Genomic DNA, 21,374 nt, shown 5'->3' on the forward strand with positions numbered 1-21,374 from the left:
GTCTACAGTTTTACCGGCTCCATTTTAGGGGTGAGCCAGTGGATGATTAGCCAGGCCAGTAGAAAGGAGCTACCGCATACCAGGAAGATGATGTTGTAGCCTACAACGATGTTGCCCGAGGCTTTAAACACATCCAGAATGTAGCCAATAAGGCTTTCAAACAGCACCCCACCGACGGCCCCCGCCATGCCGCCTAGTCCGACGACTGAACTCACGGCCCGTTTGGGAAACATGTCGGACACGATGGTGAAAATATTGGCGCTCCAGGCTTGATTGGCAGCTACCGATAAACTAATCAGCGAGACGACCACCCACATATCGGTCGTATAACGAGTAATTAGAATGGGGACAACGGCAATGGCCGATACGAGCAACGCCATTTTGCGTGCTTTGTAAACGGGCCATCCTTTCTGAATCAGCCACGACGACAAATAACCCCCACCGATGCTGCCAATCATGGTACCAGTGTATACAATCACCAGGGGTAGACTGGGTTTTTTCAAGTCGAGGTGGAACGATGCGTTGAAATAGGCGGGGAGCCAGAACAGGAAAAAATACCAGATGGGATCGGTGAAAAACTTACCGGCAATAAACGTCCAGGTTTGCCGGAGACGTAGCAATTCTCCCCAGGATACGCTCCCGGCAGAAACCGCTTCTACTTCGTTATCGCTGTGAATGTAATCGTACTCGGCACGGTTCAGTCGCTTTTGACGGGCCGGAACTTCATACGTTAAAAGCCAGACCAGCAACCAGATAAACCCCAGCGAACCCGTGATGATAAACGCGATTTGCCAGCCGTACAATGCCAGAATAAAAGGCACCAAAAGTGGTCCAACGCAGGCACCAATGTTTGAGCCGGAATCAAAAATTCCAACGGCCAGCGCCCGCTCTTTTTTGGGGAACCACTCCGCCACCGTTTTTACGCCACCCGGATAGTTACCCGATTCGCCTACACCCAGCAACGCCCGAACCAATCCGAAACCAAAGGTCGTACGAACAAATGCGTGCAGAACAGCTGCAATGCTCCAGATACTCACCGAAATGGTGTATCCAAGCCGGGTGCCAATCCGGTCAATCACCCGCCCATAGAGCAGTTGCCCCAGGGCGTAGGTAGCCGTAAAGGCCATGACGATGTAACTGTAATCGGACTCCGTCCAACTGAAAATTTTCTCCAGTGTAGGTTTTAATAAACCCAGAATTTGCCGATCCAGGTAATTGATGGTGGTCGCGGCAAACAGCATGGCGCAGATGAACCAGCGATACATTCCAATGCGTGTCCGGGATTCCGTTGTTTGTACCATTCGTATCAAGTTAATCGGTGTATCGTTTTTTTAGTAGACCTAGCATCTGGACGTTGTATGCCCATTGATTTTCTGCGGGTTGTCGGCCCGGCTATCATGGATAAGAGGGCCTCTGTTCAGGAAACCTCTCAATTTACGGGTACGTACCCGTAAATATACTAACAATTTTAAGCTTAAAAGAAATTAAGAAAAAAACTGGGCTAAAATTTTGAGAATAGGCGATCTGATGGAATGATCTATGGCTTAACGAACTAGTTTCGATAAAAAGCCTGATTCTCCCGAGTGACAATATCGATTGGCATGTAGTATTCTTTGGCGACGGGAATTGATAGAACCAAATGTTGATACAGCGCCATAATGCTGCGATAACCCTGATCCTTGGGTTGGTGGCAGATTAGAAAATCGATGATTCCGCTGGTTAAAAAACGTTTGTTTTCGTTTACAAAATCATAGCCAATCAGGAGAGGTTTTTGAACAGATAGTCGACTAGCCAGAAAGCGAGCCACTGAGAATACCCTGGAATTAGTAACAAAAACTGCATCAATGTCGGTTTGCCCATCAAATAGCTGTTTAAGGTGGTTCGCGATAGACACAAAATCCGTTTGTTGAATATCAGCCCGCAGAATTGGGTGCTTCAGTTTATGATCCGAAAAATAGGTTCTGAAACCTCCCTCAATCTGCTTATACGTAAAGCTATCTAGCGACGTAGCAATATTGACAACCAGCAGTTTACTAGTCTCCCGAAGGTTGTACGTACTAAGCTTTCCGGCCAGATAACCGCTTTGAAATAAAGGTGGCCCTATATAAGACAGACTTTGTTGGCTTGGTATATCGGCGTCTATAAAAATAAAAGGAATACCTTTTGCCTGACAGGCAGTGGTGAATTCCTGAGCTTCATCGACAAATGAAGGGGCTAGAACAATACCATCAATGTCGGAATCCAGAATTCGATTTGTCTGTGTTACAAAGGAGTTCGGGTCACTTAAATCAAAAAAAAATAGGTTTACAATGATTCCGTACGATCTAATTTCGGCTTCGGCTTGCTGGATACCTTGTAAAGGAGCCTCCCAGAAATCGGTTTCCTCCGTGACGGAAGGAATTAAAACAGCGATTGAAATAATCTTTCCCGATGCTAATCGCCTGGCTAATAGGTTTGGCTGGTAGTTAAGCTCAGCAATGATTTTGTTGATTTTTTCCCGTGTTTTAGCTGAAACGCCAGTCCGGTTATGAATCACCCGGTCAACGGTAGCAATTGCTACGTTAGCTCGTCGGGCTATTTCCTTAACTCCCTGTAATTCCTTTTTTTTCATCAGTTGGGTAGATGATCAGGCATAAGCGGCTAGCGACTCTAGCTCACTGTAAAGTTTTGCAATAATAACTATTGTCTTGGCCTGAAAACAACCGGAGGGTTTTGTAAACGATTTAAAATCTATGACTATCGTAGAGGCATGCGTTCGTTACACTCAATTAGCTTTTTAAACTGACAATTAACTTATCACAAATAGATTTTTAACTATGTAGACAAAGCAATCCCCTGATGAATAAAGAGCCTGCTTAAACTGTTGAAATAGCCCATACAGGAGTTCTTTTGTCATGCCTATGCTCCAACAGTCCAAAGTATTCAGCGTTTGTACCATTCGTATTAAGTTAATCGGTGTATCGTTCTTTGAGCAGACGTAGCATCTGGACGTTATAAATCCACTGATTTTCTGCGGGTTGTCGGCCCGGCATGTATGGCGACGGACCAAACTCAGTGGTAATTGTCATCTGCTTAGTACCCAGTTGCTTCTGACGCTCAATGATTTTATCCCAGCATTCCAGGTGAAAACGGAGGGCATCAGCACTGACTTCGTCGGTCGGATCGAAAACCTGTGGTCCCTGTTCAAAGCCAATTCGGGCGTGGATATGCGCTGTATGGGCGATGGCTACGTTTACGGCTTCCTGCTGATCTTGCAGTAAGCTTTCGGCTACGTTGCACCAGTGCGAAATATCTAGGGTCAGTTTCAACTCGGGTAAAGCGTGCAGGTAATTAGCCGTTACGTGCGCGGCAAAAGCAAACCGTCCCCGGTGAGTTTCGTGCGTAATCGGTACACCGGAGTCAGCCTCAATGGTCGTGGCCAGGTTGATCAGCCGACGGTTCTGCTCAAATCGAAAATAATCTTTACCCGTATGCGAGTTAATCAGCAAAGGGCGCATCGCGGCCAGATTGCCCAGGACTTGTTCGTATGATCGGATGTGCGCGTCAAAATCCGACGTGGCCGTTTCCCAGTGCTGGCCTATGAACGCAAGATTATGTTGTTGAAGCCCAGTTACAAACTCATCGGTTTCATTTTCAGAAGGTAAACTCGTTTCAACGCCATCATATCCGGCGGTTACAACCTTACTGAAGAATTCAGCCCAACCCGATTGCTTTTGTCCCCAGGTTGTGCAGAAAAAAAGAACGTTCATACTACGTCAGCTAAAGGATCAAATAACAACGGATGAAATGGATCGCCCATTTTGGTACCTTTCGGAATGGGGATAGCTCCCGACATCAAGGCTTTGTCGGTGTCGGAATTGAACCCATTCGGATGCGGTTTCCTGCCACCGAAACAAATTAGTAACTAGTTCATGTACAGCCGATAAGTCAGGGTAAGAAGACGCCATCAGGTTATTTATTTACACAAAATATGATCATAAATATATGATACGGGCTTTCAGAATAATCAGGCTAGTTACTCTCCTGAAGGGGACTTCAGTTGTGCATAGTCAAACAAAGCCCTTTCAGAGGGAGGGGTAAAATCAGTTCTCCTGGCGAAACTCTTCGTTTTTCAACTTACGGTCATTGGCATTCTGGCGGCCATGATCGAACCCGTTGGCGCGTTCCAGTTCGATCATTTCTTTAGGACGGAAATTGATGATGAATGCTCGTCGTTTATCGCTCGTACTGTTGCCCCGACTGTAATGCAGCGTTCGACCTCCGTGAAACGTGCATGAACCGGCCGGTAACTCAACGGGTATACCCTCATCTTCCGTTGCGTCGCACATCAACGCACCGCCATTCTGTCCGGCAAACCGGTGAGGGCGTACTTCTTTCAGATTGGAGCCTGGCACAAACCACATGCATCCGTTTTCTACCCGGGCATCATCCAGCGCCAGCCAGCAGGAGGTCGCTCGTTTGTCCGGTACATTAAGCCAGTAGGCTTCGTCCTGGTGCCAGGGCGTAATCGTATCGGTATAAGGAGCCTTATCAATCAGCATATCGAAATCCATTTCGGAATCTTCGCCAATCAACTCGCGGCTGATAGCTGCTGCCCGCTGGTGAAACGGCATCCTCAATACGTCCGGTACAAAATCACTGGGCCACATGATTTGGGTGATGTTTTCTTTGCCCGTGTTCTTGCCCAGTCCGGCACCTAAATCCGAACGGTTCAGGCCCGCGTCGATCCGTCCCGATAGGAACTCGTCATAAATTGCTTTGTACTGGTCAATCTCTTCGGGTGAAACGATGGCATAAACCGTCAAATAGCCATTCTCGTTAAAAAACGAAACCTGTTCAGCTGTTAAAAATGGAGCAGTCATTGCGTGTTCTATAACTATATTTTGTAGTTTACAACGTAGGGCAAATGTTTCACCCAAAAGTAAGGGCAATTCCGTTTTTTGTCTTTCGATATTATAGGAACATACAATTTCATACATGGATGATTTTGAAACTCGCTCGACTACGGAGCGTACCATTATCCAACTAAATACCTTCAATATCGACGAAGTGCACCGACTTGGGCGGTACAGTTATACTCATGCACAAACTGGTTTGCCCGAACACACCCACGAAGGCATGATGGAAATCTGCTACTGTGAAAAAGGATTGCAGGTGTATGCGGTGAATGGGCAGGAATTTTTTGTGAAAGGCGGGGATACATTCGTTACCTTTCCTGGGGAGCTACATGGGACAGCGCACCACCCTGAAGAAAAGGGAGCATTATACTGGCTCATCCTAAAAATACCGACGGAGGGGTCGTTTCTTAACTTTACTGGCCCGGATGCATCGGCGTTAATCCAGGCGCTCCTAACGTTACCCAGCCGACATTTTAAAGGCAATCGAAGCTTGAAGAAATACCTGGATGATCTGTTTACCCTGTATCATGATCACTCTAATCCACTGAGCCGGATTCGGGTTATGAACTTACTTACTAGTTTTTTACTGACCGTAGTCCAATGCTCGCTCAAGAGTATGGAATTGCAGCCATCCGACCAGAAAATTAAGATTAGTCAGTATATCCGTTCCAATTTACATACGAATCTGAGTATCGAGGTACTAGCTCGTCAACTGCACTTTTCGGATTCGCACTTTAAGAGTTGGTTTAAAAAAGAGTTTGGCATGCCTCCTGCAGACTATATTTTACGGTTACGTATTGAAGAAGCTAAAGCCCTTTTACGATGCGCAAGAGCAAATACGGTTACCGACACCGCGTATCGCCTTAATTTTTCGTCTTCACAATATTTCTCAACCGTTTTTAAAAAGTATACAGGGATTACCCCAACTGACTACCGTAACTTATCAGCGAGTGATGTCTTGTCTTGAATTTATGGCGGCTATTCTGGACGGTTTTGGTCGGGGATTAGACATGTATAATTAATGACGGTAAAAGCTTTCTGTATACGATTAGAAATGAACTAATTAGTGAAAAACAAAGCCAGGATTTCAACTTTATCTTTGAGAGCCGGTTGGTACACTGGTTGTTTCAGTCTAAATAGCTTCTTTAGCAAACCCATTATCTGTTTGCGGTAAAATAAGTTGTACTGATCTTTTCCGAAACCAGTTGGCCAATGCTGAGCCCGTTACAGTTTGCAAGGGTCCAAAAATTGCCGATGCCAGTCCGACAGTGGCTACTTTTCCCATTTGCAAAGCTAGTCCCGTGGCTGCTCCACCATTCTGCATGCCTACTTCAAACGCAATCGTTCGGCGATCTTTTTTGGGTAAACCAGCGAGTAGGGCTGTAAAATAGCCAACACTCAGCCCAATAATATTGTGTAAAAGGCAGGTAATAATTAGCAAGCCACCTACCTGCAAGCGATTGTCGCGTCCGGAAGTGGTGATGATGACCGTATTGATCACGATACCCAGCATGGCCGAAAACGAGAGGCCGTTTTCGATCATTGCCCGGCTAATTTGTTGACGCTTTTTAAGTAAAATGGCAACTAGCATGGGTAGCCTATAAAACCAGGGCCAATACCAGTTATGCAATCCAGTGATCCCTGGACATTGAAAAGCATAATTTGCAAGCCATGGTATCGAGTCGGGTGGATGGCCTGATTCTGGCCATTACGCGGGAGACGAACGATATAACCTTAGTTGGTTTTTCCAACGCGCCCCATAGTACGTTCGTTACGCCACCACTGACGCCTGTTGTGCGGCCCATTCACAAAATTGGCCAGTTGGTAGCTCAATTATTAATTCGTCAACTCAATAACCTCAGTAGTTTATATCCAAAATTCATTTATTGAATACGACATTGATGATCCGTAAATCAACTCGCGAGTTAGGATAGAACGCAGATATTCATGATTCTTATGATTTTCGCGGCTGAACATGATCAATCATAGAAATCATGAGAATCGGCGTTCTATTTTTAGTCATCCTCATTTCTTGCTCTGCCGCAGTAGATCGCGCTCTTTCAGTAACTCTTCCCAGGTCCAGGGTTTGGTTCGGCCAGCCGTTTGTTCCCGGATTTTCTTGACCTGCTCCGGTTTCACCAGCACGAAGTTGTTCATATAGCCCGACGACATTTCGGGGAAGCTCTGCATACCCAACTCCAGCCGAACATAGGTCAGCACCGACGCGATCCATTCATCGCTATTGGTGCCCATTGGCGGCATCAGTTCATGGTAGGTAACGCCATCGACGGGCCCAGTCAGGCCCTGAAGTAAGATCTTGATTACTTCGTCGCGGTTTTCCAGCAACTTGAACTTTCCGGCCAGATGGGGGGCAATTTTCGTAGGCGTTCCCTGCCCCTGCGACCCGTGGCAGGTGGCACATAGCGCCGTGAAAATCTGAGCGCCTTCCCGTACCAGTTGCCGATCGGTCGGATTTAAAGCTGCGAGTCTGCTGCTGCCGATCTTTCGGATCTCTTCTGCCTTTTTCAGCGTACGCTCGATACCCGTTAGCACAGCATGATCGGCATGACTGGCCAGAATGGATTGCGCAATGGCTTTTGCTTTCCCGGCTTTGCTGTAGGAAAGCGACAACACAAGTTGAGAAAGGACATCGTAGCTATCGTCGGTTTTTAGCGACTCCAGTTTGTCGAGCAGTTGCGCATCATTCGTTTTGAGCCAGGGTTCACTAAGCCATACCGCCGTTTTTCGCACGTCCGAATTCGGGTCACTGAGCACGGCCAGCACCGTTGGTTTGTCCAGGGCCTCCAGCCCTTCCAGTGTCCATAAGGCATGTATGCGGGTAATGGGCGTTGGTTTTTCAGCAAGTACCCCTTTGTCGCCCAGGGCGATTTGCTTCAGTGATGCGACTACCGATTTATCGTTTCGGACAATGATTTCTTTTTGGGCATTGTCTCGCCACCAGCCATTAGGATGCGCCAGGTAAGTAATCAATTTACGCGTTGGGTCGTTCAATAGGTTAGGGACTGGGCCGGGCTTTATGCCATCGTAGACCAGTCGATAAATTCGACCCCGTTGTATGTTCTTGTTCAGTCCTTTGGTCATGATCTGATCGTAGAGGTAGCTGCCCGGCTGCGCCCAGGTCGACTCCTGAATAATGCCCCGATACATATCCACGATGTACAGACAGCCATCTGGCCCCGTGTAGGTATTGATCGGTCGAAAATTCATATCGGTCGAGGAGATGAACTCGTCCTGATGGTAGACATTAGCGAGCAGAATTTTCCCATCTTTATTCTGAATATTGGCTCGCCGAATAACGCGCGCAACGGGCTCGGATACGATATAATCACCAAACATACTGGCCGGGAGTCGGTCGCCCCGAAAAACAGACTGCCCGCAAATCGATGTAAAATCGGCCATGGTACTATCGGGTCGCAATGTTTTGGGGCCACCGTTCACATCGGGCGTTTTGATGGCTGGCCAGACGTGATTGAACCCTTCCTCAAACGCATCCGGAAAATCAAGCTGACCATAGGCCGGATTGATCTGGAAACCAGAAGCCGCAATGCCGGCAGCTGCTCGGCTGAAAAAGACCCGTCCGTAATCGTCGTGGGTCAGGCCCCATTGACCAGCGGCATTGGGCAGCGTATCTGCTTTCAGTACGCCATTTTTGTATCGGTACCGAATCGGATCGATGGTTTCATAAATCCAGTTATCCAGGTTCCAGTCCAGCCCGCTACGCTGGTGTTCCACATTGCCAAACGCCTTTCGTTTGCTTTGAAACACGGGCCTTTTTTTGTCGGCTTTGCCATCGCCATTGGTGTCCCGATAGGCATAAATATCGTAGGAATCTGTTTCGTTGACGAGTAGCTCATGACCGACGGTCAGAATGGCGCGGGGCATCAATAAATGATCGATAAACACCGAACTCTTGTCCATTTTTCCATCGCCATTGGTATCTTCCAGCAGCATGATCCGGCTTCGGGGCTGATTTTGGCCGGTAGCCAGTACCGTTTGCATGTAGGTTTCCATTTGGGCTACGTACAAACGGGCGTTACCATCCCAGGCGAGAGCTACAGGCTCCGAAATCATTGGCTCACTCGCAACCAATTCGAGGTGGTAACCCTTGGGAAGTCGGAACGTTTTCATGCTTTCGAGGGGCGAAAGCGGCACTGTGGATGGAGTCTGACTAACTGTGCGGGGCGTCTCAAATGGGTCTTCCTGCGAACTCGTATTGATACTATCCGAATATCGGGCAGCAGCCAGGCATAGGATTGAAAAGAGGATACTAGTGGCAGCAATCCAGAAAGTACGTTTCATAGAGAGAAACTATTTTTTTTGACAGGATTTACAGGATGCACAGGATTTTGTGTGGTGTCGATTTCTCTTTGTGGTGTCGGTTTCTAAAACCGACATGTTTAGGTTTCTCAAAACCTACTGGTGTCAGATGTGAGCATCTGACACCACGGTCAAAAATCCTGTGCATCCTGTAAATCCTGTCGAAAAGAATAAATTAGGGAAGTTCTTCGAGCGTAATATCTTTATAAGCAACCTGTGTCATGCCAGCTCCGTGAATTTGAAGGCCAATTAATCCCGATTGAGGAATGGTTTCATCCAACTCTGTATAGTTGACGGTCTGATTCCCATTTACATACAAACGAATACGCCGATTTTCGGCCCTAATCTCGTACGTATTCCAGTCGCCTACTTTGACCCACTTTGCCATCTTCACTGAGTCGGGCTGGACCAGCGTTACCTTCCGGCGGGATTCATCGTACAGACTCCCCCAGTATTTGGGTCCCCAATCGGCCTGATAGCCAATCATTTCGTAGGGCGGGTTCGTGAGTCGTTTACTGCGAAACTGGATGCCCGCGTTCACAAACCCTTTCGTGCCCGTTAGCTTGACTTTCAACCGCATCACAAAGTTGGCGTAACTGCGGGTGGTGCACAGGAAATCGTTGTGCGGGGCCATTTGGCCCGGTCGTCCGGCGGCAATGGTGCCGTTCTCGATTCGCCAGGTGTTTACGGTGTCGCCCTCCCAACCCCGGAAGGTCTTACCATCGAAAAGCTGCGTCTTTGGGTAGGTAGCGTGAGTCATAAAACCCGTCTTGAATACGACCGCAACGAGGAGTAAGGGCAGAAATGATTTCATAGAGTAGCTTTTTTTGACAGGATTGACAGGGAGGATATTTAAACTTTTGTTTTACTAATGCTTTTGTCATCCCGACGCAGGAGGGATCTTCGGTATTTTGTTTTTTTAGGCAGTTACCAAAGATCCCTCCTGCGTCGGGATGACAAAAACACACCGATTAGTGCTTGATTTTAGAAAGTTCAAAAACAGGATTGAGAAAAATTGAAAAATCCTGTTTTATCCTGTCAATCCTGTCGAAAAATAAACGTATCAATAGCCGGGGTTCTGTTTCAGGTCAGGGTTAGTAATGATTTCGCTGACGGGAATTGGATAGAGCAGGTCCCGGTCCGTCACGTTAAAAGCGGTGGCGATGGGTGCACTACCCGTCGGATAGTAATAGGCCTGCGGATTAGCTTTGATTTTGGCCCCCTTGGCCGACAGTACTTGAACTGCCAATCCACTTCGGACCAGATCGTGCCAGCGCTTATTTTCAAAAGCCAGCTCGATCTGACGCTCTTTCAAAATACGGGTACGCATATCGGTCTGGCTACCAGCAGCCAGTGGGGATAAGCCTGCCCGCGTCCGAACCTGATTCAGATAACCCACTGCATCGGCCTGACGCCCTTGCTCGTTCGTTACCTCAGCCAGCATTAAGAGCACTTCGGCATACCGATAGATCGGCCCATTGTCGGCCGTTTGCCCATAAACAGCGTGCGGATGCAGGTATTTTTTGATATAGGGTGTATGGTTGTAGTACGGAATGCCGATTAAGGGCGATGGACCTGTATAGAAGCCAATGGATGCTGAAAACCGCTGATCGTTGAGCGTGTCTTCATAGGCTTTTAGTAAATCGGGCGTCGGTACATTGTAGCCACCATAATTTTGCTGCGACGCTGGTTTTACGCCCGTAAGTATCGATGGATCGGCTAGTATGGGGATGAACAGATAAGGCAATGCGTTATAGATTGCCTGCGATGTTCCTTCTGCATATTGCACATCGAAAATAAGCTCACTATTGCCTTTATTGGTCGGTTTAAAAATATCCGCATAGTTGGGCAAAAGACTGTATCCCAGTGTTGTCACTGTTTTCAGCGCTGTTTCGGCATCGGCCCAGGATTTCTGATTGATGTAGGCATCGGCCAGTAACGTATACGCGGCCCCCGATGTAGCCCGACCGGGTGCCGAGGCTTTGGCGGGTAAGAGTTTAGCGGCTGCCGCAGCATCTGTACCAATCTGTTTATACACATCGGCGACTTCAGCTCTTGCTTTAAAGGTGTCTTTGTAACCTGTAGCTGGGTCCAGAAATAGCGGAACACCTCCGAAATTTTTTACCAGGTCGAAATAGGCAAACGCACGCAGAAAAAGGGCCTGTCCTTTCAAATTCGATTTAACGGATTCATCGAAACTGGCAGCATCGATTGCTTTCAGCACCTGATTCGCCCGGGCTATCATGAGATAGCAATTCGTCCACTTGCCCGATGTATAGGTGTTATTGGTTTCCACCGTAAACGTTGCAGGATCTTCCTGCGGCTTTCCGCCCCGTTGGGCAACATTATAAATAAAGAAGGTGTTGTCAGAACGCATCTCGTTCAGAATCCAGTCCTGATTGTACAGTCCCTGAAGTGGCGCGTAAATCCCGCCAACGGCCTGTTCAAAGTCTGTCTGCGATTTGTAGAAACTATCAGCCGTCAACGACGTTTCTGGAACGACATCCAAAAAATCATGGCAGGCACTTAGCGAAAAAAATAAGATACTTAAGGCTATGAGTTTGATTTTCATGACGAATCCTTGTTTAGAAACCAATATTTACGCCGAAACTGACCGTGCGGGGAACGGGATACGATCCTTCATCGACACCCGGTGAACTACCACTGGATACATTTCGCGTATTCACTTCCGGGTTTCCCGGATACTTGGTAATGACCCAGGCATTCTGAATGCTGCTGTACACCCGCAGGCTCCGAATGGTTTTTACCTTGAGCGGAAGCGTGTAGCCTAGCGTAATATTTTTGAACGACAGGAAGCTCCCGTCTTTCAGGTATCGGGTGCTCCAGCGGTCGCGTTCCAGATAGGTAGTTCCCTGCTGCACGCTGCCATATTTACCCGCGCCGGGATCTGTAGGTGATTTCCAGCGGTCTTTTACTTCTTCCAGCACGTTAAATGGGCCATCCAGATTGGTCAGCCAGTTTTCGTAATGTGCCAGAATCTGGTTGCCATAACTGCCCGTAATGGTCAGGCCAAAATCAAGATTTCCAAAATTGAGTTGATTGGTCAGGCCAAAGATATATTTAGGCCAGGGGGTTCCGGTTGTGGTATAATCTTCCGGGAATGTAATTTTCCCGTCGCCGTTCAGATCCCGGAACTTAATGGTGCCAACCTGCGAATCAGCGTACTTTGGCGAACTGTCAAAATCCTGCTGATTCTTGTAAACACCATCCCAAACGGCTCCGTAAAATTGACCAACCGGCGAACCCACTTGCGAAATATGGCTGTAGAACCCATAATTGAGCATTCCCTGGTAAATAGCGTTGGTTTTTTCGGTCGATAGTTTTTCTACCCGGTTTCGATCAAACGAAAGGTTGAGCGTCGTAGTCCAGGTAAACCGGTTTCTATGGATATTGGTGGTGCTAAGGCCAATTTCGTGCCCCCAGAATTTCAGCTCGCCAATGTTGGTTTGAATGCTACTAAAACCCGACGATACAGGAACCGAAACGTTATACAACAGATCGCTGGACGTTGTACGGTAATAGTTATACGTCAACTGAATCTGATCATTCAGCAGGTAGACATCGGCACCGATGTTAAACTGTTTTTTTCGTTCCCACCCCAGGTTATTATCGCCCAGATTGTTGGCGGCCCTACCCTGGAAAAGCGTATTCCCGAAGTCGTAGTAAGTTGGGCCAACCGTTGATCGGAAGGAGTAGTTGCCGATTTCGAAGTTCCCTGTGATTCCGTAGCTAGCCCGCAGCTTTAAAAATGAAACAGGCGTTAAGTGCCAGAAATTTTCTTTCGAAACAATCCAGCCTACCGAAGCCGACGGGAAATTTCCCCACCGATTATTGGGCCCAAAGCGCGACGAACCATCGCGACGAATAGAGGCCGTAAAGAGATATTTGCTTTTATAGTTATAATTCACGCGGGCCAGAAACGATAGCAAAGCCCATTTCTGAACATCGCTGGTAACGACCGTTCTCCCAGCCGCACTTACTGCCTGCACTTTGTCGTCCGTATAATTGGTCGCCGTAATCAGGTTGTTCTCACTTCTGAACTGTTGAGCGGTAAAATCGACCAGCGCGTCGATGCTATGCCCGTTAAATTCGTTCTGATAGGCCAGTGAGTTTTCATTCATCCAGTTATACATCCGGGTCGTATTATCGGAGCCGCTCGGAATCCGGGGTGGAGGAGTGAATAAAACGCCAATGGTGGAAGGGTTGAACTGGAATATGTTGTTGTTGCTCAGTTGAATATTGGCCGTTGTTTTGGCTTTCAAGCCCTTTATGATTTCGTATTCAACGTAGGCATTCGAAAGCAATGCCTGGGTTTTATTTTTATATACTTTTTCCTGGGCTACCCGAAGCCAGTTTGGATTGCCAAACGAAGCCGGGTCCGAAGCCGTTAGCGCCAGGCTACCATCGGCATTGTAGGGACTGGCCAGTGGACTCGTTGCTAACGCTCCGGAAATAATATTTTCAGTACCATAGGGCCCGCCATCGGTTGCAAAATTGGTGTTATAGGCGTAATTGGGAGCCAGATTAAAGCCGACTTTGATTTTATCACTGGGCGTAAATTCCGTATTCACACGAAGCGAAAGTCGTTGGAAACCAGTACCAATCACAACCCCATCCTCCTTGAAATACCCTCCGGTAACGGAGGTAAGGAAGTTTTTAGAGCCAGAACGAAGGCTCAGGTTGTAGCTTTGAACAGCGCCAGTTCGGGTTACGACATCGAACCAATTGGTACCTTTTCCGGCGTATTGGGCCGGATTCTGGAAAGCCGGATTCACCGTTCGCCCGTTCAATTCGGCAATTTCTTTCTGAAACTGGGCATATTCCTCCGCGTTCATCATTTTCAGCTTCCGGGCATCGGGAATCTTTTCAAAACCATAATAGGCGCTAAAGTCAATTTGTGTTTTGCCCGCTTTAGCCTGTTTTGTCTGAATCAGCACCACGCCATTACCGGCCCTCGATCCGTAGAGCGATGAGGAAGCGGCATCTTTCAACACGCTGATACTCTCAATTTCGGCCGGATTGATCGTGTTGATATCGCCCGTAATGGGCATGCCATCGACTACATACAATGGACTAGCGCCAGCCGTAATCGACACCGAACCCCGAACCTTAATATTCATGCCTTCGCCGGGTCGTCCGCTCACCTGGTCGATGCGCACACCAACCAGTTTACCCTGCAACATTTGAGCGACCTGTGCCACCGGTGGGTCTTTCAGTTCTTTGGCCGAGGCAATGGCAATAGCCCCCGTAATGTCCTCTTTCTGCTGCGTACCATAGCCAACGACCACCACTTCATTCAGTGATTTCATATCCGGTTTCATCTGTACATCAAGGGTGGTTCGATTTCCAACAGTCACCTCCTGACTCTGATAGCTGACAAACGAGAAAACCAGGGTAGTAGCCTCATCAGGAAGCAGTAGTTTGAAGGCTCCTTCTGAATCGCTGGTAGTACCACGGGTGGTATTTTTAACGACTATACTCACGCCTGGCATACCTACGCCATTCTCATCAATTACCCGCCCGGATACAGGCCGTTCAGCCAATGTCGCACCTCCTTGTAGGCGTGCCATCCCCTGGTGTTCGATTAAGTGGGCATCTATTGCTGGTATCTGGTTAGGGTCATTACTTGTATGGTGGGCAAGCTCTGTCAAGGATGATTTTTGTTTTCTATCGGTTTCGCCCGTTACAATAATGTAGTTGTTTTTTACTTTCCGGTAGTGTAAGCCAAGGGGTTGAAGTAATGTGGCCAGGCTAGCCTCGAGGGTTGCTCGTGGCTGTGTGGACTGGGCCGAAACATATAGGTTGCGAAGGGCTCGTTCTTCAAATAGAATGTTAACATGATAACGATCCTTAAGCTGTTGAATGGCATCGGTTAGTCGGTGCGTTTCGGCCTGACGAACAGCTGATTTATAGGAGCTATTTTGTGCCAGTAGTTGAGCCGACGTAGGTAAATAGCCTAATGCTAATAGACCAATAAGAACGTGTGTCCTAGTCCTAGTTTGGAGTTTAGGACGAACTCGTAAAAAGCAGTTCATATTCAGGGTAGTTAAAGGCTGTTTAGGAATGCACAGGAGACTAGCCTATTTCAGGCTAGCCCTTACCTGACAGATACAGAATCCATCGACTACCCTAATAAAAAAATGTAGTTTTTTGTAAAAAAAGTCATAAAGTAAACAGGCAGAACTGGTCGTAGTTCTGCCTGTTTACTTTATGACTTGGGTAACTTATTGAATTGGCTGTGTGAGTGTAAAGCTACCGGGCGAATACTCGACTTTTAAATTCATCATTAACCCTAATGCCTGTACTAGCTCATCGGCCGTTTCGGCCTCAAACGTACCCGATAGTCTACGATTCCTTAACTCAGGCTGCGGGACAACTATGTTTACGTTGAATGTATCGTGCAATTGAGTTATTAGTTCACTCAGAGGAGTATCGTGAAAAATAAACTGATGATCATGCCAGGTAACCCGAGCCGATTCAGGGTTAAAACGCTGTTTTTGAAGTTTTTTTTCTTTAGAAACCGTTACCAGATCACCTGGTGAGAGCAGACATGGCCCTGTTGCGACAGGCGTTGTCATACTAACTTGTCCGGTTTTGAGCATAACGCGCGTGGTATTTCGGCGGCTATTAACCACAAAAATAGTTCCCAGGACTTCAATAACCGTCTGATCGGGGGTATGCACGCGAAATCGTTGATTATCTGGCTGGTGGGTCACCCGGAACTGCGCTTCGCCTGTTAGCCAGATGTTCCGGGTTCCTCTGCCAAAACCAAAACGGGCATACTGTAATGACGAATTAGCTCCTAATTCTACATCGGACCCATCGGGTAAACGAATCGTTTGAATTTGACGGTATCCATTCGTCCAGGTTATATAATACCAATAATCGATGGATAACCATAAACTCCCGATCAGCAGTATCGAAGCGGCTATGGCCAGCCGCGCATGAGCCCGAAACCATGTTTTGGCTTGAACGGTAAATGCTGGATCGATAGGTGAAGGTTCAATCTTGAAAGGGGCTGAAACAGCCTCTTGATCAGTCTGCTGCATGAACTGTAAAAATCGCTCATGCGCCCTCGTCAAGTCTGGTTGAAATTGTGGATGTTGCCGCTCCCATTCATCCAGATACGTAAAATACAACGTGGCCCCTTCCGGCGTAGTTAGCCAGGACTCAACCTGTTGCCGTTCTAAGGGTGTAGCCTGGTGGGCAAAATAAGCAAAAATGGTAGCTTTGGTTGGATATACTTGAGGCTCATTCATGGTAGCAGAACTTTACGGAAAAGGGCGAGCGCTTTCGTTACGTGGGCTTCGACAGTTTTTAAGGAAATGTGCAACTCGTCGGCGATTTCCTGATTCTTGCGGCCCTCGAATCGGCTAAGCAGAAACACTCGCCGAACGGCTGGACTAAGTGCGTTCATCACCGCTTCGATCCGTTCATTCAATTCATCAAACTGGATCTGATCAACCGGTGAAGTGGCCCCAATAAATGAATCCAGCAGAATCACCTGCTCGGTTGAAATGGTTTGACCAGCCTCTCGCTGTAGATAGAGAAGACAATTCTGTCGGACAGCCCGGTAAAGGTATGCCCGGTATGAATAGTCGATTCGTTCGTACAATCGTTTTTGCCAGAATGTCTGAAAAAGATCAGCCACAATATCTTCCGCGAGATTTTTGTCATAAACGAATCGCACCGCATGACTGCATAATGGTTGATAATAGCGTCGAAACAGCAGATCGCACCCCTGATATGCATCCATTTGGAAAGCACGCCGAATCAATAGCTCGTCGTCAGGTTTCGGCTGCATAGTAACCATAAGCAGGTCATGATGTTGTTGAGACAAACCATCGCCTGGCAAGTCAACTGGGAGGGGAAGAGTAGGAGCCATGCATGTTTTAGACAATCTGTACAAGGCTTAAGATACAGAAAGGGCAACCACCCCTAATTAACTGCTAAAAAATAGTATAATGCTGATCTTCTAACGGTATACTAAGAATTCTTTATTCCCATGAGAAAATTTCTCTTAGCCGGAATAGGACGTTTTTCTGAACGATTTTGGTCACCGATTATGACAAGTTCAGTTAATGATGATAACTGCCCTTTTTGTGAACAGTCACAAGTGAACTAAACTATCCGAATCAGTCAATGTAAGTTACATAACCATCACATTGGTAGGGAGGCTATTGGCGCAATAAGTTAAAGAGAGCTACATTAACAAAAAGCGTTTCTTTCCACTTCTTTTCAGAGCGTAGCACGCCAAGCTGCTCTAAACTACGTAAATATTTGGAGGCTGTTCGTCGATCGATTTCTAGCCGATCAACCAAATATTCGATCTTGCTATACGGGTATTCGAATAACACCTCAACTAACTCTTTGCTATATACTTTGGGGGCTTGGCTGCGAACTTGCTCAACCGTCTGGTCAAATAGCCCTTGTTTGCCGAGCGGTTACCTCAACTGCTTGTAAGATGAATAATATCCAATCTTCCCAGTTCTGTTCCGTACGCACAGCCTGTAAAATTCGGTAATAGTCCGCTTTGTGCTCAATGATGTAGCCACTTATGTAAAGAATGGGTTCACCTAATAAATCGTGAAGGAGTAGATAAAGTACATTGATAATGCGTCCAGTACGCCCATTGCCATCATAAAAGGGATGAATGCTCTCAAACTGGTAATGTTGAATGGCCAACTTAATGAGCAACGAAACCTGGTCCGGCTCATTTGTATTGAGATACTCTTCCAGATTATGCATCAACCCATTGAGCACAGAAGGATCATCGGGAGGTGTGTAAATAACTTGGTTGGTGCGATCATTCCGTAGGCTGGTACCGGGGAGCCGACGGATACCTGCCTGGTTTTGCCGTGCGACGGTCCGATCCAGTTCCTGCTGAATCTGTAGGATACCGTTGGTACTTAAAAACCTCTTCTGTTTGATGAAGTGATAACCTGTGTAGAGAGCTTGTCGGTAGCGCAGTACTTCTTTGGTAGCTGTATCAACATCTTGTCCTTTGACAGTCAAGGCCCGATAGAGCTTGTCATCAGTGGTAATAATGTTTTCAATTTCCGAGGAAGCCTTGGCTTCTTTGAGCACCAGCGCGTTAATTAAGATAGCGGGATTGGGTAACAATCGGCTCAACCCTTTTAATTCAGCCAGCGCCGAAGCCGCCCGGCTTTCCTTCCGCAGGATCGGTATGGTTTCAACGAGTTCACGCCAGGCGGTAAGAAGGGTAGCTTATTGTAAGGAAGTTCGGCTCGAAACTGATTCATGTACATTCTATGTACACGATACGGTAATCATGTACATTCTATGTACATGATTGTTTTTACAAGCCCGAACGAGATTTTGTCTGCCAAACCGTTTAGGGTGTATATTTCGGCGAGGTTGGTTCTGAGCCACTTTTGGTGATGATAGTATGTTCATAAAGTATGCTATCTTCATTTTTATTGCCATTTTAACTGGAATTGCAAATAGTAACTTCACAACCGAACCTGGTTATAGTAGCACTAACCAGCACAGCTTTATTTAGTAACTGTCCGCTTTGTGGAACGGCTAGTCACCGTATTCATAGTCGCTATAACCGTACCTTGGCCGATCTACCACTGGTAGGCCAATATCAACAATGGCAGCTCAAGGCGCGTAAATTCTTCTGCGATAATCCAGTCTGCCCTCGCAGGATCTTTACCGAGCGTTTTGAGTCCATCATCCAGCCCTATGCCCGTTGCACCCAGCGATGTATGCAACAACAGACGCAATTAATGCAAGCGGTTGGAGCTCGACCAGGTCAGCGCATGGGAACGCTTTTCCGTTTACCGGCCAGTAGCACCACACTTTTACGACGGTTACGGGCTCAATCCATTAGCATTGCCCATACACCAAGGGTACTTGGGGTGGATGATTTCGCTTTTCGAAAGGGAGATCGATATGGAACAATCTTAGTAGATTTAGAGACCCATCAAGTGGTTGATTTGTTGCCAGATCGAGAAACCACCACACTCAAAAATTGGCTAGAGCTCCATCCTGAGCAGCAAGCCAAGCACCACCACAGGCTGTCCAAATCGCTGATCGATGGCACTTGTTAAAAAATCTAGGAGAAGCTATTCAACGGTTTGTTGAAAGCTAACGAGTATGCTTACAGCAAACTACACAAGAATTAACAAGTACTTCGTCTGTATCACAGACGGTAGAATTGATTAGTAATCAGGTCATTACAAGAGAACCATCAACGCCTTTTCTATCGGCTCGGCAATCTAAATTTGAGGAGGTTAAACCATTGCGGCAACAAGGTTATTCTATTTTGGGCATTGCTACCCAATTGAAACTATCACGCAATACAGTAAAAAAATACCTCACCTGGTCAACTTATCCAACTAAGACTAGGGTTAGGGTACCACGCCATTCATCGGGCATCTTAGCTTTTGAAGATTATATTCGACAGCGCTGGCAGGAAGGTGAACAACGGAGTGCTTATCTCTACGCAGAGGTTAAGCAGCAAGGCTTTTTGGGCAGCAAGTCGAGTGTCTTTTGATTAGTCAGAGATTACCCTCGCAAGGCACAGCTCGTTCTTCCTTTGGCTGACAAGCCGGTTCCTTATTCGGTCCGTCAATCAGTCGATGGCTAAGTTTGCCCCTTGAGTCCTTATCGAAAGCCACTGATCGAGCTTTCATGGATCAATTCTTTACCAACTGTCCATTAGCCCAAAAGCTACATGAATTAGCCGTTAGGTTCCGAACGATGATGGCAGAACGGCAGGTAGAACATCTGGATAGTTGGTTAATAGAAGCACAAGAGTCAAACATTAGCGCTTTACGGCAGTTTAGCCTCAACTTATGTCATGATTCCCAAGCGGTGCGTCAGGCATTTTGTTCGGTCTGGAGTAATGGCCAGGTAGAAGGGCAGCCGGGCCGCCGTCGCGGTGAATCGGCTGAAGACTATCAAGCGAACCATGTATGGCCGAGCCAGTTTTGACCTATTGCGAAAACGAGTGGTTGGATTGGGCTAATCACCAAAAGTGGCTCAGAACCAACCTCGCCGAAATCTCCATATTAGGCAGTAATATGATATAAATCAGTAGGATATAGATTCTAAATCAGCGTATGGGATGGGAAATAGGGGCTTCTTTGTTGAGTTCATTTTAACCTACCTGACGATGAAAACGATCATTGTACCAACTGACCTGAGTGCCGATACAGAAGCTGCCTTATCGGTAGCTGTCGATCTAGCCAGAACGTATCCTGCCCGTATACTCCTACTGCACTCGGTAGTTTATCCGTTTCCAGTAGCTGCCTTTCCGGAAGCCACAATACTTACCGCAAATCGAACCCTCGATGACGACCGACAGATCGAACAGGAAGCAAAAAGAGCCCTGGAGCGGCTAGCCTCGAATAGTAATTACAAAGGCATTGCCATTATTCCTACCTTATTGGCAACCGGGCAAGATCTGGCCCATTCAATTACCGATCAACCTGCTGATCTTATCGTGATGAGATCGTCGGGAACAGTTGGTTTGGAGGAGTTGCTAATTGGCTCAAATGCCGAAACGGTTGTCCGACATGCGCATTGCCCTGTACTGATTATCAAGGAGCCTGTTGCTCATTTTCGACCTGAAAATATTGTCTGCGCCATTGACGTAGATGACCGTCTTAAAGCCATTCAGCATTATCCATTTCAAATGGGCGAGCAGGGGTTACACCAATTTTTATATATCCATACGCCCACCGACAGCCGGGTTCCTGAGGGCATTCGCGACTGGGTTAATGAGTTTGCCAGCGCTAAAGGAATTACCGAGTTTGACTGTATTATACGGCCGGGGAAGGATATATCGAGTGGCATTATTGATTATGCGAATGAGGTAAATGCAGATCTGATTGTATTATTCACGAATGGTCATACAGGTCTGCGGCACTGGATCGAGGGAAGTGTGGCCGAAGATGTGCTTAATCATTCAACAAAACCAGTTTTAGTGATGCGTGTATAAATCAACGTGTAAATGCTTGGATAATCAGTATGTTATCGTATGCTAATCAATTGCTGGGGTGATCACAATCAGAGTTTTGGTTTAGTGGTAGTCCTTAAAAAGTAATGATGGCAAGTAAACACCGCAGTCGGGCCGTAGTTTTGGGT

The 21,374-nt window shown here is 47.0% G+C and carries 19 protein-coding genes and 1 pseudogene; 6 read left to right on the plus strand and 14 right to left on the minus strand.

Annotated features, from left to right (window positions below):
* Window positions 1-2: 2 nt before the first annotated feature.
* The 4 genes from ACYVGR_RS11855 to ACYVGR_RS11870 all read right to left on the minus strand — a co-directional run bounded on the left by ACYVGR_RS11855 (window position 3) and on the right by ACYVGR_RS11870 (window position 4,862).
* Window positions 3-1,301 (minus strand): MFS transporter, encoded by a 1,299-nt coding sequence (locus ACYVGR_RS11855; RefSeq protein ID WP_460956772.1) that lies wholly within the window; start codon window positions 1,299-1,301, stop codon window positions 3-5.
* 251 nt (window positions 1,302-1,552) lie between these two features.
* Window positions 1,553-2,611, minus strand: coding sequence for a LacI family DNA-binding transcriptional regulator (locus ACYVGR_RS11860; protein WP_460956774.1), 1,059 nt, complete (start codon window positions 2,609-2,611; stop codon window positions 1,553-1,555).
* Window positions 2,612-2,948: 337 nt separating this feature from the next.
* Complete coding sequence (locus ACYVGR_RS11865) at window positions 2,949-3,749, minus strand: sugar phosphate isomerase/epimerase family protein (RefSeq protein ID WP_460956776.1); 801 nt, start codon at window positions 3,747-3,749, stop codon at window positions 2,949-2,951.
* 333 nt (window positions 3,750-4,082) lie between these two features.
* Window positions 4,083-4,862 (minus strand): phytanoyl-CoA dioxygenase family protein, encoded by a 780-nt coding sequence (locus ACYVGR_RS11870; RefSeq protein WP_460956778.1) that lies wholly within the window; start codon window positions 4,860-4,862, stop codon window positions 4,083-4,085.
* A gap of 115 nt (window positions 4,863-4,977) precedes the next feature.
* Between ACYVGR_RS11870 and ACYVGR_RS11875 the strand changes: the two genes are divergently transcribed.
* Window positions 4,978-5,865, plus strand: coding sequence for an AraC family transcriptional regulator (locus ACYVGR_RS11875; protein WP_460956781.1), 888 nt, complete (start codon window positions 4,978-4,980; stop codon window positions 5,863-5,865).
* Window positions 5,866-6,030: 165 nt separating this feature from the next.
* Here the strand turns inward: ACYVGR_RS11875 and ACYVGR_RS11880 are convergent, their stop codons facing one another.
* Entirely contained in the window at window positions 6,031-6,489 is a 459-nt protein-coding gene (locus ACYVGR_RS11880) for a bile acid:sodium symporter family protein (protein ID WP_460956783.1), read from the minus strand.
* An 80-nt stretch (window positions 6,490-6,569) separates the two neighbouring features.
* On the opposite strand from ACYVGR_RS11880, the gene ACYVGR_RS11885 reads away from it, so the two are divergent.
* Complete coding sequence (locus tag ACYVGR_RS11885) at window positions 6,570-6,788, plus strand: substrate-binding domain-containing protein (RefSeq protein ID WP_460956785.1); 219 nt, start codon at window positions 6,570-6,572, stop codon at window positions 6,786-6,788.
* A 135-nt stretch (window positions 6,789-6,923) separates the two neighbouring features.
* On the opposite strand, the gene ACYVGR_RS11890 is transcribed toward ACYVGR_RS11885, so the two are convergent.
* From ACYVGR_RS11890 to ACYVGR_RS11925, 8 genes and pseudogenes are all read right to left on the minus strand, one after another.
* Window positions 6,924-9,218, minus strand: coding sequence for a DUF7133 domain-containing protein (locus ACYVGR_RS11890; RefSeq protein WP_460956787.1), 2,295 nt, complete (start codon window positions 9,216-9,218; stop codon window positions 6,924-6,926).
* Window positions 9,219-9,411: 193 nt separating this feature from the next.
* Entirely contained in the window at window positions 9,412-10,050 is a 639-nt protein-coding gene (locus tag ACYVGR_RS11895) for a 3-keto-disaccharide hydrolase (protein WP_460956789.1), read from the minus strand.
* Between the two features lie 249 nt (window positions 10,051-10,299).
* Window positions 10,300-11,808, minus strand: a complete 1,509-nt coding sequence (locus ACYVGR_RS11900; protein ID WP_460956791.1) for a RagB/SusD family nutrient uptake outer membrane protein — start codon at window positions 11,806-11,808, stop codon at window positions 10,300-10,302.
* A 13-nt stretch (window positions 11,809-11,821) separates the two neighbouring features.
* Window positions 11,822-15,292, minus strand: coding sequence for a SusC/RagA family TonB-linked outer membrane protein (locus tag ACYVGR_RS11905; protein WP_460956793.1), 3,471 nt, complete (start codon window positions 15,290-15,292; stop codon window positions 11,822-11,824).
* A 189-nt stretch (window positions 15,293-15,481) separates the two neighbouring features.
* Window positions 15,482-16,516, minus strand: a complete 1,035-nt coding sequence (locus ACYVGR_RS11910; protein WP_460956795.1) for a FecR family protein — start codon at window positions 16,514-16,516, stop codon at window positions 15,482-15,484.
* Window positions 16,513-17,142, minus strand: a complete 630-nt coding sequence (locus ACYVGR_RS11915; RefSeq protein WP_460956797.1) for an RNA polymerase sigma-70 factor — start codon at window positions 17,140-17,142, stop codon at window positions 16,513-16,515. The genes ACYVGR_RS11910 and ACYVGR_RS11915 overlap by 4 nt, the downstream gene beginning before the upstream one ends.
* Window positions 17,143-17,434: 292 nt before the next feature.
* Window positions 17,435-17,623, minus strand: a pseudogene (locus ACYVGR_RS11920) (Fic family protein); the annotation flags it as partial.
* 52 nt (window positions 17,624-17,675) lie between these two features.
* A complete protein-coding gene (locus tag ACYVGR_RS11925) occupies window positions 17,676-18,389 on the minus strand; it encodes a Fic family protein (protein WP_460956799.1) in 714 nt (237 codons plus the stop codon).
* Between the two features lie 326 nt (window positions 18,390-18,715).
* On the opposite strand from ACYVGR_RS11925, the gene ACYVGR_RS11930 reads away from it, so the two are divergent.
* Both ACYVGR_RS11930 and ACYVGR_RS11935 read left to right on the plus strand, forming a co-directional pair.
* A complete protein-coding gene (locus ACYVGR_RS11930; RefSeq protein WP_460956801.1) occupies window positions 18,716-19,333 on the plus strand; it encodes a transposase in 618 nt (205 codons plus the stop codon).
* A 107-nt stretch (window positions 19,334-19,440) separates the two neighbouring features.
* Complete coding sequence (locus tag ACYVGR_RS11935) at window positions 19,441-19,779, plus strand: helix-turn-helix domain-containing protein (protein WP_460956803.1); 339 nt, start codon at window positions 19,441-19,443, stop codon at window positions 19,777-19,779.
* Window positions 19,780-19,783: 4 nt separating this feature from the next.
* Here ACYVGR_RS11935 and ACYVGR_RS11940 read toward each other — a convergent pair whose 3' ends face one another.
* The gene (locus ACYVGR_RS11940) at window positions 19,784-19,918 is read right to left on the minus strand and encodes a hypothetical protein (RefSeq protein ID WP_460956805.1); all 135 of its coding nucleotides are present in this window, start codon (window positions 19,916-19,918) and stop codon (window positions 19,784-19,786) included.
* Between ACYVGR_RS11940 and ACYVGR_RS11945 the strand changes: the two genes are divergently transcribed.
* Complete coding sequence (locus tag ACYVGR_RS11945; RefSeq protein ID WP_460956807.1) at window positions 19,917-20,219, plus strand: hypothetical protein; 303 nt, start codon at window positions 19,917-19,919, stop codon at window positions 20,217-20,219. The genes ACYVGR_RS11940 and ACYVGR_RS11945 overlap by 2 nt on opposite strands.
* A gap of 181 nt (window positions 20,220-20,400) precedes the next feature.
* Window positions 20,401-21,228 carry a universal stress protein gene (locus ACYVGR_RS11950; RefSeq protein WP_460956809.1) on the plus strand — a complete coding sequence of 276 codons (828 nt, stop codon included), beginning with the start codon at window positions 20,401-20,403 and terminating at the stop codon, window positions 21,226-21,228.
* Window positions 21,229-21,374 lie beyond the last annotated feature (146 nt).

Source organism: Spirosoma litoris (assembly GCF_054776755.1).